At 47.2% G+C, this 15,356-nt stretch carries 16 protein-coding genes and 1 pseudogene; 1 reads left to right on the forward strand and 16 read right to left on the reverse strand.

Annotated elements, in window-relative coordinates; genetic code table 11:
* Positions 1-55: 55 nt before the first annotated feature.
* Positions 56-787 (forward strand): WbqC family protein, encoded by a 732-nt coding sequence (locus M2470_RS13715; protein ID WP_280745568.1) that lies wholly within the window; start codon positions 56-58, stop codon positions 785-787.
* 6 nt (positions 788-793) lie between these two features.
* Here the strand turns inward: M2470_RS13715 and M2470_RS13720 are convergent, their stop codons facing one another.
* The 16 genes and pseudogenes from M2470_RS13720 to M2470_RS13795 all read right to left on the reverse strand — a co-directional run.
* The gene (locus tag M2470_RS13720; RefSeq protein WP_280745585.1) at positions 794-1,900 is read right to left on the reverse strand and encodes a DegT/DnrJ/EryC1/StrS family aminotransferase; all 1,107 of its coding nucleotides are present in this window, start codon (positions 1,898-1,900) and stop codon (positions 794-796) included.
* 15 nt (positions 1,901-1,915) lie between these two features.
* Positions 1,916-2,875, reverse strand: coding sequence for a glycosyltransferase (locus tag M2470_RS13725; RefSeq protein ID WP_280745569.1), 960 nt, complete (start codon positions 2,873-2,875; stop codon positions 1,916-1,918).
* Positions 2,868-4,091: a hypothetical protein gene (locus M2470_RS13730; protein ID WP_280745570.1), complete on the reverse strand. Its 1,224-nt coding sequence runs from the start codon at positions 4,089-4,091 to the stop codon at positions 2,868-2,870. The genes M2470_RS13725 and M2470_RS13730 overlap by 8 nt, the downstream gene beginning before the upstream one ends.
* Positions 4,092-4,095: 4 nt before the next feature.
* On the reverse strand, positions 4,096-5,298 hold the full coding sequence (locus M2470_RS13735) for a hypothetical protein (protein ID WP_280745571.1): 1,203 nt from the start codon (positions 5,296-5,298) through the stop codon (positions 4,096-4,098).
* Between the two features lie 59 nt (positions 5,299-5,357).
* Positions 5,358-5,834 carry a hypothetical protein gene (locus tag M2470_RS13740; RefSeq protein ID WP_280745572.1) on the reverse strand — a complete coding sequence of 159 codons (477 nt, stop codon included), beginning with the start codon at positions 5,832-5,834 and terminating at the stop codon, positions 5,358-5,360.
* Positions 5,835-5,851: 17 nt separating this feature from the next.
* Positions 5,852-6,280, reverse strand: a complete 429-nt coding sequence (locus M2470_RS13745; RefSeq protein WP_280745573.1) for a D-Ala-D-Ala carboxypeptidase family metallohydrolase — start codon at positions 6,278-6,280, stop codon at positions 5,852-5,854.
* Positions 6,281-6,309: 29 nt separating this feature from the next.
* Positions 6,310-6,570, reverse strand: coding sequence for a hypothetical protein (locus M2470_RS13750; RefSeq protein WP_280745574.1), 261 nt, complete (start codon positions 6,568-6,570; stop codon positions 6,310-6,312).
* Positions 6,530-6,958: an HU family DNA-binding protein gene (locus M2470_RS13755; RefSeq protein WP_280745575.1), complete on the reverse strand. Its 429-nt coding sequence runs from the start codon at positions 6,956-6,958 to the stop codon at positions 6,530-6,532. The genes M2470_RS13750 and M2470_RS13755 overlap by 41 nt, the downstream gene beginning before the upstream one ends.
* Positions 6,959-7,284: 326 nt before the next feature.
* Positions 7,285-7,575, reverse strand: coding sequence for a hypothetical protein (locus tag M2470_RS13760; protein ID WP_280745576.1), 291 nt, complete (start codon positions 7,573-7,575; stop codon positions 7,285-7,287).
* A gap of 9 nt (positions 7,576-7,584) precedes the next feature.
* Positions 7,585-7,749 carry a hypothetical protein gene (locus M2470_RS13765; protein WP_280745577.1) on the reverse strand — a complete coding sequence of 55 codons (165 nt, stop codon included), beginning with the start codon at positions 7,747-7,749 and terminating at the stop codon, positions 7,585-7,587.
* Positions 7,750-7,924: 175 nt separating this feature from the next.
* Positions 7,925-8,848 carry a helix-turn-helix domain-containing protein gene (locus M2470_RS13770; RefSeq protein WP_280745578.1) on the reverse strand — a complete coding sequence of 308 codons (924 nt, stop codon included), beginning with the start codon at positions 8,846-8,848 and terminating at the stop codon, positions 7,925-7,927.
* A gap of 26 nt (positions 8,849-8,874) precedes the next feature.
* Positions 8,875-10,176 (reverse strand): TlpA disulfide reductase family protein, encoded by a 1,302-nt coding sequence (locus M2470_RS13775; RefSeq protein ID WP_280745579.1) that lies wholly within the window; start codon positions 10,174-10,176, stop codon positions 8,875-8,877.
* 8 nt (positions 10,177-10,184) lie between these two features.
* Positions 10,185-12,515: a hypothetical protein gene (locus tag M2470_RS13780; protein ID WP_280745580.1), complete on the reverse strand. Its 2,331-nt coding sequence runs from the start codon at positions 12,513-12,515 to the stop codon at positions 10,185-10,187.
* Between the two features lie 19 nt (positions 12,516-12,534).
* Positions 12,535-12,891 carry a hypothetical protein gene (locus M2470_RS13785; protein ID WP_280745581.1) on the reverse strand — a complete coding sequence of 119 codons (357 nt, stop codon included), beginning with the start codon at positions 12,889-12,891 and terminating at the stop codon, positions 12,535-12,537.
* A gap of 34 nt (positions 12,892-12,925) precedes the next feature.
* Positions 12,926-14,905, reverse strand: a complete 1,980-nt coding sequence (locus M2470_RS13790) for a T9SS type A sorting domain-containing protein (RefSeq protein ID WP_280745582.1) — start codon at positions 14,903-14,905, stop codon at positions 12,926-12,928.
* Between the two features lie 41 nt (positions 14,906-14,946).
* A pseudogene (locus tag M2470_RS13795) lies at positions 14,947-15,356 on the reverse strand (hypothetical protein); the annotation flags it as partial.

The raw sequence follows: 15,356 nt of genomic DNA on the forward strand, positions 1-15,356 counted from the left end.
ATATTTATTTGACCTTCGCCGGATAAATAAATGATTAAACGAATCCAGTGGGTCTATGAAACTGGCCATGTCTCAACCTTATTTTTTTCCGTATATCGGTTATTTCCAATTAATACACGCTGCCGACAGGTTTATTCTCTACGATAACCTCTTGTATAATAAGAGAGGTTGGGTACAAAGGAACCGGATCTATACCGCCGGCAAGGGAGAGGACTACATCATTGTCCCCCTGAAAAGCAGAAGCTACAGCAAATATATCAACGAGTTAGCCATCGACTATTCTAATCCTTGGAAAGAAAAACTACTCAAAAAATTACGACATAGTTACAAGAAGGCAGCTTACTACGAAGAGATATATCCGTTCATAGCCTCTCTACTGGCAGAAGACTATCTTTTGTTGAGCCAATTAAACAACCGGACCATCCGGGCTACTGCCAACTTATTAGGTATTCAGACTACAATTATAAGCAATAGCCAGGCGTATGAAACTATAGAAGAAGAGCTAAAAAACCGGGAATGCTCATATGAAGCGAAAACACAACGCATCCTACTGGCATGCCAGAAAGAGAAAGCAGACACCTACATCAATGCCATCGGAGGGTTGGCGTTATACTCCAAAGATATCTTCCGGGCCAACGGAATTGATCTTCGTTTTGTACAAACAGCGGTCTATACGTACCGGCAACAAGCAACAGATTTTATTCCTCACCTCTCTATCATAGACGTCTTATTCAACTGTGGAACTGAGAAAACCAAAGAGCTACTCACCCATTACACACTGATATAAGCCGGATCAGGCAAAATAACTTAACACCCGCTCCACATCCTCTTCCGTCAGGTCATGATGCATGGGCAAACAGATAACGGAATCGGCAATCCGGTTGGCTACTGCCAGGTTTTCCGCTCGTGCCGAAGGATACGTATTATAAGGAGGGAAAGACGTTATCAGCGGATAAAAATACCGGCGGCAGAGTATCCCCTCTTCTTTCATCTTTACATACAACTCATCCCGTGTCATCTTAAATGTGTCTTTGTCTATCAGTATAGGGAAATAGGCATAGGTATACTTCACCCCTTCTTTTTCTTCCGGGAAAGACACGCCCCGAACAGAATACAAAGCCTGTCGATACTGCCGGAAAACAACCTGCCGCTTCTCTATGGCAGAGGCTGCATCCTTTAAAGCCAGCAGTCCATAAGCAGCACGTACTTCATCCATCTTACCGTTTATTCCCGGGAACAAAACTTCCGTTTCAGAGGCAAAACCGTAATTCCGCAAAGAGTCGATACGCTTCTTCATTTCCTTGTCATGGCAAACAATGGCTCCTCCCTCAATGGTATTATAGACCTTCGTAGCGCTCAAACTTAAAACAGACAAGTCTCCGGCATTCAGTAAGGATTCTCCGTTCACTTCTACACCAAAAACATGCGCTGCATCATAGATTACCTGTAAGTTATGCTCTTTTGCTATGTCGGTAATCTCAGTCGTCCGGGCAGGATAGCCATAAATATTCACCGGTAAGATGCCACGGGTTTTCGGGCTTATAGCCTCCCGTATCCGGGCAGGATCTATATTACAATCATCCGGAGATATGTCGGCAAAGACAGGTGTCAGCCCACTCCAGGATAAAGCATGTGCCGTAGCCACAAAGCTATAGGGTGTTGTAATCACCTCGCCGGAGATATCCAGGGCCTTCAGGGCACACAACAAAGCCGTTGTCCCATTGGTAAACAATGACAGATAAGGAACTTTCAGATAGTCACATAATGCTTCTTCCAGGGCTTGGTGGTACGAGCCGCCGTTCGATATCCACTTATTTTTCCATATCTCCTCCAGATAAGGGATAAAGGCTTCAAGCGAAGGCAATAAAGGAGAAGCAACAGTTATCGGTTTCTTTTTCATCATTTTCTATCCTTTTCATCTTTTGCAAAAACGTCCCCGCAGCAACGGAACGATATATATTTTAATCAACAAGAGACTTTTGTCCGTAAAGGAAACTTGTTTAAAATCTTCTCTAAAACCCGGATATACTTTTATAGCGAATCCATTGCGTCTCGACAAAACACTGGATTGTATCAACAACTTTCTCATTACAAAACAGTAGTTATACCGGGAATCTGTCAGTTCATTAAAGCGGTCCAGCATTTCCAACTCTGTTTCTATCAGTTTCTGCTGACCGGACGTATCATTCGCACGTAGTCTTTTCCCATGCGAACCGGGTGTCCCTTTCCGGTAAACCGACATATCTTCTTGTAGGTAATACACCTTCCCCCGGGTTGCCAGATAAAGAATCAGCGGCGAATCTCCCACATGCGAACGGAGGCAAAAATCCGGATAATCATCCATCAGGGCTTTCCGGTATACCATAGAAGCCGTAGGCCAGTATATTCTTTTCCGGCGAATAATATCCAGCATCAGAGCCTGTTGGCTTTCCCTATAAATCTTCTTAACTTTTCTTTTTCCATCGGGAAATACTACAATCGAATTATGCATGCACAACGATACTCCGGGATCCTTGTCCAATACATCCACCTGCTTTTGCAGCTTCAAGGGGTCTATCCAGTAATCATCCCCTTCACACAGTGCGATGTATTCTCCTCTGGAGATGGGGAGCAAAAAAGTAGTAACGATTGCCCTTGTACGACTCGAATACTGGTTCTCGGTCTGAATAAGCGGGCGTATCAATCCGGGATAAGCAGCCGCATATTCCCTCACAATGGCTGTTGTACCATCTGTAGAGGCGTCATCATGTATCAGAATCTCAAAGGCGAAGTTTGTTTTCTGCATCAGGAATCCCTCCAGGCATTGCCGGATGTAATCCCGGTGGTTATAGGTAACGCAGCAGATACTAACTTTTATGTTTGAAGCTTCACTCATGCCCTTTATCAAACAGTCTTGTCTGATATCCCAGACAGCGGTACCCCTTGGAGGCCGATAGTTTATCCATTCTTTTTATCGCTTCAGATACTTCGCCCAGCTCTCGTTTCACCCAGCTACATAAGCTAATGGATATGCCATATGCTCCGGCTATTTTCTCTATCAGGTTGAGTTTATCAATACATACCTGTTTGTCCGGTGCCAGGCGGCTGCGTTGTTTGATATGCTTCTGGTTAGCCTCCGGCAGGTAAGGGTAAAAGAATTCGCCTACCTTATCAGGATCGTAATAATGGATATATTGGGCTACCAGCACCAGGTTGCGGATCTCAGCCGTAAAAAATTCCGGTTTAATATTCTTCACGCCCGATCCGGCCAATAGTTTCATGTAAGCAGTAATCGTTTCCTCTGTAAGATACGGGATAAATAGCGGCTGACAAAGAACAGACTCGGCATAAACACCTATCTCCCGGCATTTTTGCAAAAGCTCCAGCCGCTCGTGTATATCCGCCACATTCGGCTCCAGTATATCCCGCAGGTACGAAGGCATAATACCAATGCTTCCGTTCAGTTGTACTTTGGACGATAGCTCTTTCAACAGTTCAAAAACCGACACTCCTTTATGGCGGATAGCCAGATGCTTCATTCCGGCTTTGGTTACAATAAACAAGCGCACCTTAGAGTCGGGATATTGCTCAAAATGGGCAATACAGGTTCGCAGAATATCATGTGCCAACCCATTGTAAAGATGCGTTTCGGAAAAGGCTTCTGTTTTAGGAGAAAAATAATAAAAGACTGCTTTGTCCCTGTTCCGCTCCAGCGAATGGGCTAATTTCTCGGCATAATTGGTATATACGTCAATGCCTTGCACATGCTGCCCGTCTGTTACAAGGCAATACTGGCATCCGGCAGCACACGAGCCCGACGAAGGCGATATCTCCAGCACATTTGTCGGACATAAACCGGTGTAATTATGTATTTCCAATTCTTCCGTAACCTCAGCCAATTTCTCCGTGTATTGCTTCACAGGGTTTAAGGCCTTTCGCTTAAATATAGCTTTATACCAGTCTGAGCCGGCAATAAGTTGCTTATTTACTTCTTCGGTTATCGGGTAGTCAACGCCCAGCGTCTTCAACACACCGGCATGAATATCAAATGGCGCAAACTGCTCCAGATCATAACAAATAGCCCGTTCTTCCAACAAATCAAAACTCACCATATACTTACAATATAAATCGATCGGCAAAGCCGGAATAGTTATCAGTAAAGCAAGCGGCCATTTTCCGGTCGTCCACCCGGTTGGTCACCTCAAAAGAAGAGGTACGGAAAATACCCGGCCCCAAAAAGCAATCATCAAAACAGAGCAAAGTACCCACCACAAAATCGCTGTATATATGCTCACCAATCGTAGAGTCAAGTCGTTGCTGCCGGATAAAAGGCTGCAAAACCATCGCTTCTATAAGAGGAGAAGCAAATACCCCCTCCCACTCTTCCTCCGAACAGGTACAGCCTACGTAGACTTGCTCACTCTTTCCCAGCAACGCATGTTTCAGCACCCAGCCGTCTTTCTGCCTCCGGGCATCATGCCATAGTTCCGGGTTTTGCAAGCGTGTATAAGTCGGGATTAAATAAGGGCGAAGAAACGCTATATCATCTTCTTCCAGGCATTGGGACTGAAAATGGGCATCAGATAATACCGCCAGAAAGCGTTTGTCGTGAATCAGAAAGATAGTCCGCATATCATTCAACGCGTTGGAGGCAGCTATCGCATGCAAGGTTTCATCATCCAGTCGCTCCATATCGTATTGGTTCAATTCATTCACTACCGCACAGTTCGCCAGTTCCGGAGAGGAAGGCTTTATCTGCTCCGGAGACAACACATGTACCGGAATACCCAAAGCCTCAAAAAAGGGGGTATAATACTTGATATCACAGGGTTTGTCAGCACTTTTCAAAACGCACAAACGCTCGAAGCGTCCCCAATAGTCAAACAAGTAATGCAGAAAACGTTCATACTCCGGCCTCTCCAGGTAAGACACATAGGGGTAATTGCAGGTGCCTATATATTCGGATATCCCCGACATAAAATAGCCATTCAAGGGGAAACGAGCGCCTATCTCGCAGATTTTGATCTGTCCACTACGATCTATCAGAAAGTCCGGGCGATACGTTCCTATGCGATACGGGTAAGGCCGGCAAATATCAACTACTCGCCGGGCAACATCCGGAATCGGGAATATCTGCTCAAATTCCCCGAAATGCCCAACATAATACCAAATAGCCTTGTACAACAAACGCTGCAAGCGATTCCACCTGGCATACGTATCAGAGGGTATAATAGCAGGAGTATCCAGGTACCATTGAGCAAGATACGTTCGTTTAGTGTCGGCAATTTCCTTAAAAACACAAGCTATATTATTTCGCATAAACTTTCTGCAAACCATATTAAATCCAAAGGTATATATTTTTGCTTGTTTACTCATCATTATCGTTTCAACAATTTTAACAATATAGCTCCCGCCAGAAAAAATCCTACTATCACTAAAAACAACCAGGGTCCCTTCTTCTTTTTCTCTACCCGTTCTGTATTCAATACTTCGCTGTTTGTTTCTACAATTGCTTTCGTATCTGTTTCCGTATGTAGCGACGAGAAAGACCCTTCTTCTTTTTTATCCTCGGCCCTGATAATTGTAAGTGTCCGTACAAACTGACGGTTAGAGCTATCAGGTGGCAGCCACTCGATATGCCTGATGTCAATCGTTTTATTTCCCCATTCGTGCGAAGCATACTGTAATTGCAGGCTATCCGTCTGCCGGTACACAGAATTCATGTCTTCACGGGTAAAAAGCTGGCTTTCCCGTTTCACACTACAACCAACCCATAAGAACATGAAGAATGATGAATGTAGAATAAAGAATAACTTGCGGCTCTTATTCATCATGCTACGTTCTTCATTCTTCATTAAATTTCCTGTATTTCTCATTTAATAAGGACCATTCTTCTGTTAGTACCAATGTTACGGATCGAAAGATGCAGGAAGTTTTGCTTCTTGTACAAAATAGCCTGATCAAAAGGGAGCTCATGCGCCAGTAAAACGCCCAATAGCTTAGAGGCATTGTCGTTTACTACACAGTCGGCTGCTTCACCTTTTACATGTTGGCTCGAGGCCACCCCGCCTACCAGTTTGTTTAATTGGGGGCAACGATAGCCGCTGCTAATCCGTATCGGTTGTCCGTAGGCCAGTCGCAGAGGTTGCAACAAGCGCTTCACCAGTCCCACTATAGCTTCTTCCGTCTTCTCATCCGGCACATTATCTATCCCATGTTTATTGGCAGTTGCCGAGTTCAGCATTTCATCCCATGTAAAATCCCGGCTTATCGGGTATCGGGGTCGTATATTCTTTATCATTTTTAATAAACTTAATTGACTTAATAAACTTAATTTTCAAAACTCTCTTCCCGTTCTGCGTGTTCCGTTCTGCGTATTGCTTTCTTATAAGAATAATCCACACCAAACAATGCACCGGCAAACGTACAAGTCTCTCCAAAGGCTACCAGCACACTGCTGTCTATTTGTCCTGTCGGATGGGTCCAGAAACCGGAAAACAAGAGAACAATCCCGCTCAAAGTGAGCAGGACTGCTATCAGTAGTTGTAGGTTAATCGAGATGCGTTCTGTCGCATTCTTCTGTTTCAACATAAGGCTTCTCTTGTTCAAAGTTTACTCTTGCTTTGGTTTGTCGCAGGCTGGCTCCCGGTGAGAATACAATGTGCGCATTCTTAATATACGAGGCATTGAAATCCTTTTTGTTTTCCGCACCGGTTGAGCGGATCGTCAGCCGGAAATTTCCAAACTCACCCAATTGCACAATGTTACCCGAACGCAATTCCACATGCATCACCCAGTTCAACGAATCCAGTATCGCTTTCACATCCGCACTCGACATGGCGCATCGTGCCGAAACCAGGTCACACAACTTCTCCATATCACAATAACCACCTGATTTTGCTACTGCAAACGTTTTCACTTTACCGGCATCCCCGCCGATGTTAATCTTTCTCTCTACTGTTCTAAATTTTAAAGCCATAAAGCATTTATATTTTAATGTTATATGCCCCATTATTGAAGCACGACACAAAAGTACCGCCCCTCATTTTACCCATTTTACAGGCTACAGCCGGGAATCAACAGGAATTCCCCTCTCAAGAGGGGCTAGGGGTGTGTCACCCGCAGCTACAGCCCGTAAAAAAGAATTAAACAAGCCAAACAACCCAACTCCCCAGACTGGATAAGCGATTGAAGCAAAACAGAGAAAAGAGAAAATTAACATTAAATAAAGAAATAAATGATATTTGATATATCATTAGATAGTTATATAATGTCGCATAGCGATTTTGTTCCGGTTGAATTATATTAAAAGAAGAGCGGTATCTCCAGCAACTCCACCATATCATCGGTGATGAAGATATCGGTGCGCATGTATTGGTGGAGGCTGTTTACTTTCAGGCCGAAGTCCATTCCATATAACAGGGAGGAGCAAAGGTCCCAGGAGGAAGATTTCCTTTCCCGTACACCTCCTTCCAGTAGCCAGATTACTTTTCGTAGCAATATGGGGTTTTCTACTTTGAAGCGAAGGCTTCCCATGACGGTAGCCTTATGCAGGTAGTCCAGAAAGGGCTGCCGGTTGCACTTTGTCAGGTTCACCAGGAAAGCCTAGAATTCACTATTCGCCTCTTCCCAGTTGTGTAGGGCAGCCTCAAAGGCGATATGTAGCCATTGCGCTCTTTCCTGAGAGGGCAATACGGCTGTTTTGGCAATAAATCTCTTGACTGAAGGGTATTCCCCCTCAAAAAAACGTCTAAGTTTCTTATAACTCATCAGTTATGGTGTTGGTTCGTAAATCAAAAAAATGAGAGGGATACCTTCACAGGCGTCCCTTCTCTATAGACTAACCTTAAATTAACTTGGCGTTAATTTAAGAAAGATAAGATTTCTTTTCTGCCCGCCGGGGCGGGCGCAGTACGCAGTATGCAGAACGGGGAAAGCCTCTCCCCTAACCCCTCTCCACAAGAGAGGGAGAAAATCCGTGCTGCGTGCTGCGTGCTGCGTGTTCCTCAGAATGCCGTGAGGCATTCCGTATTTTCAACGGGGAAACCCCGAATTGTTCTTTACAGAAGCGACTGAAGTGTCCGGCGTAGTGGAAACCGTGTTCCAGCCAGATAGTCTCCAGGGGCTTCTCTTTTTCTTCCCGCAGGCTGAAGTAGATATGTCCGGCTTTCTGCCTTAAGAGCCATTGGTAAGGAGGAAGTCCGAACTCCTCTTTGATCTGGCGGCTGAAGGCGCGGTTCTCCATCTCCAACAAGGCGGCCAGGTCTTCAGCCCGGTTTACTTTCTGGTAGTGAAGCAATACTTCCAGGCGGAAAGACGGATTTTTGCCGATCAGCGGATGAAGCAGGTATGCTACCTCTTCTGTATTGTAAAAGGCTTGCAGCGAGAGGAAAAACTCTTGATACTTCACCTTCTGCAATTCCGGACTATCGATTCCTGCGTTGAAGTATCCCAGCAGCAGTGTCAGGAATTTCTGTATCGGCTCGCGTATGGGGATGGGCTCGAAGCTATATTCCATCCCTGCGGCTGTTTGGTATAAATCCGACATATAGGATCCATTATAGTCTGCCGGAAGGCTGTAGAAGGAGAAGCACACCAACTTGCATTCCGACAAAGCTTTGCATTTCACATCTGCCCCCAGGGGGATCAGTACACATTCGTTACCCTGCACTATCCGCCGGACAAACTGGTTACAGCTCACCTGCAAGTTTCCCTCCATGAGTAGCAACAGGTGGTTATATTCCCGTCCGGCGGGAATATACAAGGCATCGGCTTTCAGGTTTAGTAACCTGAAGCCTTCCGCCTTTAGGAAAAGGTTTTTATTCGTTTTATACCGGATGGCAGTATCAGTCTGCATACTTTCTTTCATCTTATTAATAGCCCATTACGGATATGTTATAGTATTCCTGTATCAATCAATCGTGCATAGCGCCCTTCAATCGTTCCGTCGGCACCTATCACATAAAAAGTGGGGGTGCCTATTACGCCGTAGTTATGGAAGTCTGCCCCCCCCAATCCCTGGCCGTCGCAATACTTGTGTTGCCAGGGATAAGACTCTGCGGTATTGTGGAAGATGGCTTCATCCGTATCGGCAGATACCGATACTATGGTATAGCCTTTTTCTGTCAATGCCTTGTAGTTGCCGGCCAGCATCATCATTTCGTTTTCGCAGGGACCACAACCCGATTCGTAAAAGATGAGCAGCACCTTGCCGGTGGGTAGCTTGCCTTGCGTAAGCGGTGGCGCCTGGCTACCATTGCCCAGTTTGTGCAGTGTCATCAGCATTTGCAGCCTTCCGCTGGGCTCCTGTATGCGTCCGTCGCTGATCAGGAAGCGAGCCAACTCTTCTGCCTGCGTGTTCCAGCTCATCGTTTCACAGATAGCAAACAGGTTCTCAGCCAAAGTGGTATAAACAGCTAAGGCCCCGGCACGTTTCAACAGTTGCGACATATCATCGATAAAGTATGCATGATAAGGTGCTTTACTGTCGTACAGAGCCAGTGAGCCGTTCAGTGTATCGAACCACATACCCGATGTAAACAGCCCGTTTACATCCAGGCTGTCACGCAGATAGGCACGTGTAGAGGCTACCATTGCCGAGTCGCCATAAATAAGGGGCTGGATACGTGTATTCAATACCTTACGCATCTCCATGAAACGAGCTGCGTACAGCGTGCTGTGGGAGAGGGTATCTTCCAGCAAACCTTGTTCTTTTTCAAGGACAGCTATTTCCTTATCCATTTCCCGGGTCAGGCGGTTGGCGCTTGGGTAAAGCTTACGGGCTTCACCCAGCAGGCCGTTTTTTTGCTGTAGTACCGCCTGGTTTATAAACCAGCGCTTGAGCGATTCATTCTCGGGCGAACCCTTAAATACAAGCGTTTCGAGTTGCGGATATGCGTCGGCGCAGTACAGGGTCATATCTTCGCCTGCCACGATAAACTCGAAGTAGGCGCCCTGTCTGGCGAGTCGCAACTCTGCCATCCCCTGATAGCTTTTGTAGGCATCAGGCAGGGTGACAACAGCTTTACCCTGTTGGTCGAACGTACCCTGATAGATCGTATCACGCTGCAGACCCTGCTTAAGCGTCAGCACCATCCCTATCCCCGCATTTGCTGGCATATCCAGTGTAATACGTTGCCCAAAGAGCGCAACAGGGCACAAAAGACAGATACATATATAATATACTATTTTCCTCATTCGTTTGTTCATTCATCAAGGACACAACGCACGCTATACCCACCGCTGACGCCCCATAGCATTCGTCTCACTTTCGCTTTTCCACTTTCATAGCGCGGGCTAAATGACGCCATCGATCCATTCCATCCATAACTGCTTTGTCCGTATCCTGTCGTCGCATAATTTGATGCGGTTCCTGTTTGGTCGATCTTGTTCCCCTGGGCTTGTTTTGTACCGGCTAACGGCAGGTAGAGGTGCACGCCAATGCTGATACCCTTTTCTCCAAAGGTTATATCGTTCAGTGTTGGCGGCATTTCCGTCAAGGAATTATGTGTTGTGTCCGTTGGTTCTGTGGTTACCACACTGTACCATTCATGCATCGTGGGTATGCGCCATCCAAGGGGACATGGGTCGTTCGGCCCTCGTGTTGTGCCTGTATGCGTTCCGTCGCCCCAAGTTTCGGAGTTCGGCATGGTGAAGGATAGCCACCATCGGCTCGCGGAGCTCCACAGTCCATCGTTTCGTTGAGCTGATGCTGATTGTACTGAAGTAGTGGTGCTGGCGCGTAATTGGTGCCCGTCGGTCTGACGCCCCCATTGGTATAGCCATCCTTTTATATCATCGTCTACGTCATCTCCCCTACTGTTCCATTTGAAAGGATCGAGGTTTTCGTCAGCACCCAGGTTGTGACACATAAATGTTAGCCAGCCACCTGTTACGGTATTCGCTCCGCAGCAGTCACAATCCTGGAAGCGCAGGTTCAGTTGTAGTTTCAGGTCATCGCCCGTACCATTTGCAGCAGAGTTATAGATCACATAGATCTTTGCGTGAAGTGCCTGGTAACGTGATCTACCGATTATCGAATCGTTTAACGTTTCGTTAAATGTTACCGTTACTTTGCAGGCTCCCGTGATATTGTTCCGTGTAGCATCGTCCGCCCGATTAGGCGTTATGCTCGTTATTATATACCCGGCGGTATCTTCTACCTCGAAGCGTACGCGGCTGACCGTTCCACTCGGTACAAACGTATAAACCTGTACGCCCGTATAGGGAGCCGTACGCCCTGCGTAGGCATCCTGCGTGTCGCGCAGTTCAAAGTCGGTTCTTTGTGTCTGACGCGAAGTCAATGTTCCGCATGTATTTTCATTATCGTTGCTCTTGGCCACATCAAAACAGGAAGGGCCTGTAAAGGTACCTGCACCGGCCCGTAGACTTGCCGGATTAACTTTGACAGTAACAATGGCGGAAGCAGGTCCATCGCAAGAGCCTTGCCTGTAGGTTGCGTAATATGTACCTACTCCGGCTTTTGTAATTGCAGTACCGGTAATTTGTGTACCACTGCTATTGAACCATACCAGATTAGTTGTTCCAGATGTTACCAGATTATTCAGGTTCGTATTTCCACCGGTAGCTACAATCACCGTAGTTTTGCTCAGTGTTGGGGTTTCGGTTGGTACCGGATTAACGATCACATCTACCTTTTGACGTAACTTGCAGCCTGCTGCATTTTCAGCTTCTACCCAGTATGAGCGGCTGGTTGTCAGTACATCAGCTGTGGTATAGCTTGTACCGGTATGAAGGGCTTCTGTAGCCGTTTCCGTATCATACCATTTAATAGTCAAACCGGTGGTAGATGAGGTGACGGCAAGCGTAGCCTTATCACCTGAACAGATTGTGTTTCCACTGATGGTCATGGTAGTTGGCAGTGCATTGCGCGTTACAGTAAATGTCTTTGTGCCATTGGTGCAACTACCATCACCTGTTTTGGCCGTCAGAGTGGTAGTAGCTGTAGGTGTACCTTCTATGGTTACCAATGTGGTGCCACTACCTGTCACAGTTAGCCCGTTTGCCGTTCCGCTTACTGTGATATTACTACCGGCCGTAAGGCTCACTGATGTGATGGCATCTCCGGCACATATGCTTTGTGTAAGGCTTCCGCCGGTGGACGTAATAGCCATGCCGTCGCAGGGGTCTATTGTTATACACGGATCGTGCTGGCGTTTCCAGCTTGTTCCGTTCCATACATATACACCCGGGCAGATGCCCTTATCATCGTCTGTATGTGTGTTATACACCCACAGGCCTGTATGTTCGCTACGGCTGTAGCTGCCTGTGGCACCGATAGAGGCCGCCAGGTCGGCATCTGTGGCCGGAGCCAAAGCCGTTAGTTTTACGCGCGGCAGCAGCATCCCGGCAGAGGCGTTGGCAGCACCGCCGGTACTTGCGTTTTCCTGCAGATGGAGCAGGGCGCCTTGTGCCGGATCCGAGAGTTTATTGATGGAAACCTGGGCGCCGGCGTGCAGATAGCTAAAAAAGAGAATGCCTGCAAGCAGCATTCTCGTATAGTGTATTTTATTCATCTGTCTTGCTGTTTTTCTTTTAGTTTTCGATTAGTTTTTCCCATTTATCGCCCTTCCACACATAAATGCCCGATTGGAGGGCGGGCAGCGCAGTACCCTTTACGTGGAAGACGATAAGCCCGGTATAGTCGGCAGCCGTTTCTCCGGTGCCTAAGGTGCCTATGGTACTTGTTAGGACTGTTTCGCTCTTGATTTCCACCCGGGGGAGCAACAAACCTTTGGTGGCAGTTACACCGCCGCCTGTCCCTGTCGGCAGGTTTTGGTCTAATTGCAGCAGTACGCCTGCCAGCGGTGTTTTATCCGATCCGATCGTCACCTGCGCATTAGCCAGGCAGGCAATCGTACATACGATACAGGTTAAAATAATCTTTTTCATTGTTTGAATCTCCTATGTTTATTTTTGTTCTTTCTTAATTCTTTACAAGTAGTTTCACACTGCGGTTGCCCTGGTTGATAAAGTACAGCCCTCGGTCGAGCTTACGGTATAGCTGCATACTTGTGTTGCTAACCTTTTCTTTTGCCATCAACTGTCCCTGTACATTGTATATCCTTACCTCACCGGCAGCTTCAGAGCGTTGAAGACCGTCGAGGTAGACGACACCGTTTTGGTAGCGGGCTGACAGTTTGGCATTTGCTATTTCTTCCGTGCCCGTAGGATTGGAGGTGAAGTGCAACACGAAGCGTGTGGGGCTATCACCGGGAGTAGATATAAAACTGTACACCGGATTGCGGAAGAAGCTGTTTCTTGTACCCACCTTGGTATCTTCAATCTCTACATCGTATACGGATTGCAGGGATTCCAAGCGTGAGGCTTCCAAGTCTACCTGCTGGGCTTCCAGCGAAGGCTCGAAGTAAAGGGGTAAGCGATACGTATTAGGTGGTATGACGGTTGTTGTCAGTTCCTTGCCGTCTTCTGAACGGGTGTATAGCTGGCTGACGCCACCGGTACGGTTGAACAGCTTTTCGGCATCATATTGATCCGTAGCCTTCAGGCTTGCTCCACCACGGAACACCACGCACATGCGGTCGAAGCCGCCGGTAGTCTTGTCGCGCGCTTCGAGCAGCAATTCGTCTATCGGTTCGTACACGGATGCACTGCGCAGGAACTGGCTTGTCCCGTGCGAACGCTTATTATAAGGTATCGTAAAGCCGCTGATGGCTGCTCCATTGTTTTTGACAACGAACAGTTGCATAGGAGCAACACGGTGCCCCAAGGCTGTAGAACCTTCGGTTTGTCCTACCAGGAAAGAAGAGGTAAAGGAGAACGTTTGGCCGCCATCGCTACTGCTACCGGTTGCTCCTTTTGTAAGTACGTAATATTGCTGTGCCACATCTGTGGTATTGATCCCCCAGTCTGTGCGTGAGGCAGTAAGCAGGCCGGACAGATCCAGCGGTACCATAAAGGGGTTACCCAGGTAGTTATAGCCGTAAGAAAGGGTGAGGGAGATATTGCCGTTCACCAGTTCTTCTCCCTCAAAACGATCTGCCGCAGTGACGAAGTTTTTCAAAGACGTTTTCGTTTCCCGGAACAAATGGCGATTGAAAGCAAATTTGCCGCGTGTCGCATCTGCCAGGTCTGCCCCCAACCATTTGTTGTTATTGAGTGTACTACTGTAATAACCCGTATTGCTGTAAGGAACCAACCCTTGTCCTATGATATAACCCATACCGGCGGTAAGAGCGTATGTAGGGTCGGTGTTCCACAGTTCATTGCTGTTACCCTTGAATAGTTCTGTCTCCGAAGGGATGGACAGGAAGTTGTAAAAGAAGTAGTCGGCGTATATCTTCTTGAAAGGTGAGGTAAAAGCTGCCAGGTGCCCTTCGCCACTCAGGAACAGATTCACCTGTATATTGGATTTCGTTTCGGTATTGGCAATCTTCGATGCCCCCTCTTCGAGCATCAGGTGAGCCGTACGGCTTACATCCGTGCCTGCCGATTCCGAGTCTAATATCAGACGCCCTTTAGTAAAGGTTACCGTCTTTACGGAAGCAGCCTGAGAGGCAGCTATCAGCACCGAGTCGTTCCCATTGTTGATGACCACCGTATTTGGGAAGGCAATGTAGTTGTTTTCCTTGTTTGCCGTACCCAGCACGGTTTGTCCCGCCGTACCGCGAAACTCAAAGGTTCCTGCACGACTGGCCGTATTGAATACATTATTGCTTGTTACATTGTTTGTCAGGTTACCTGTGAGAACCGTCACTCCGGGGTGTGTGATTTTGGATGCCTCATACGCCGACATACCGCCACCAATGTACAGTCCTTTCGATGCATTGCCCCCTACGTACATGTTCCCGTCGTTCCGGAGGGCTACCTGCGCCTGTCCCGTCAGGGGCAAAGCCGAGAATAGGAAGAGGGAAGCAAGGGAATATATTATTTTAGTTTTATTCATGATCGTTAATCGTTAATCGTTAATCACTAATCGTTCACCTGTTATTTCACCAGTTTGATATCCTTCACACAGCGAACGTTGGCGCCGGTGGTTGTCGTTGCTGACGTAGCGGCAGTAACCGTATTACCTGTGGCCGTCCAGTACGGATAGCTTGTTCCTGAGGTGATCCACAGGTAATGGCCTGAAGATGCCCAAGCGCCGTCTGTTGAGCCATCGAGAATACCGTTCTGGAAATGACCGATTGCTACAGGCAGTGTCCATTCGTAGTTGTCGGTACCGGCAGGCACGCGCCATCCCGTAGGGCATGGGTCGTTATATTCGGCTTTGCTTTTGTCCTCTGTTCCTGTCCAGCGGGTAGCAGGTACAGCACTTGTCAACCAATGTGAACCGGTGTAGAATACCGTCGGGTTTTGTCTAACATAAGTTTCCGTATTATTGCTTCCGGCAGCAT

The sequence above is a fragment of the Parabacteroides sp. PH5-46 genome, assembly GCF_029892785.1.
GTDB lineage: Bacteria > Bacteroidota > Bacteroidia > Bacteroidales > Tannerellaceae > DFXE01.

Bases quoted from the DNA above. Each gene is read 5' to 3' on its own strand.
- M2470_RS13715 (WP_280745568.1), top strand. From the start codon at position 56: ATGAAACTGGCCATGTCTCAACCTTATTTTTTTCCGTATATCGGTTAT.
- M2470_RS13720 (WP_280745585.1), bottom strand. From the start codon at position 1,900: ATGAAAAAGAAACCGATAACTGTTGCTTCTCCTTTATTGCCTTCGCTT.
- M2470_RS13725 (WP_280745569.1), bottom strand. From the start codon at position 2,875: ATGAGTGAAGCTTCAAACATAAAAGTTAGTATCTGCTGCGTTACCTAT.
- M2470_RS13730 (WP_280745570.1), bottom strand. From the start codon at position 4,091: ATGGTGAGTTTTGATTTGTTGGAAGAACGGGCTATTTGTTATGATCTG.
- M2470_RS13735 (WP_280745571.1), bottom strand. From the start codon at position 5,298: ATGCGAAATAATATAGCTTGTGTTTTTAAGGAAATTGCCGACACTAAA.
- M2470_RS13740 (WP_280745572.1), bottom strand. From the start codon at position 5,834: ATGAAGAATGAAGAACGTAGCATGATGAATAAGAGCCGCAAGTTATTC.
- M2470_RS13745 (WP_280745573.1), bottom strand. From the start codon at position 6,280: ATGATAAAGAATATACGACCCCGATACCCGATAAGCCGGGATTTTACA.
- M2470_RS13750 (WP_280745574.1), bottom strand. From the start codon at position 6,570: ATGTTGAAACAGAAGAATGCGACAGAACGCATCTCGATTAACCTACAA.
- M2470_RS13755 (WP_280745575.1), bottom strand. From the start codon at position 6,958: ATGGCTTTAAAATTTAGAACAGTAGAGAGAAAGATTAACATCGGCGGG.
- M2470_RS13765 (WP_280745577.1), bottom strand. From the start codon at position 7,749: ATGAGTTATAAGAAACTTAGACGTTTTTTTGAGGGGGAATACCCTTCA.
- M2470_RS13770 (WP_280745578.1), bottom strand. From the start codon at position 8,848: ATGAAAGAAAGTATGCAGACTGATACTGCCATCCGGTATAAAACGAAT.
- M2470_RS13775 (WP_280745579.1), bottom strand. From the start codon at position 10,176: ATGAGGAAAATAGTATATTATATATGTATCTGTCTTTTGTGCCCTGTT.
- M2470_RS13780 (WP_280745580.1), bottom strand. From the start codon at position 12,515: ATGAATAAAATACACTATACGAGAATGCTGCTTGCAGGCATTCTCTTT.
- M2470_RS13785 (WP_280745581.1), bottom strand. From the start codon at position 12,891: ATGAAAAAGATTATTTTAACCTGTATCGTATGTACGATTGCCTGCCTG.
- M2470_RS13790 (WP_280745582.1), bottom strand. From the start codon at position 14,905: ATGAATAAAACTAAAATAATATATTCCCTTGCTTCCCTCTTCCTATTC.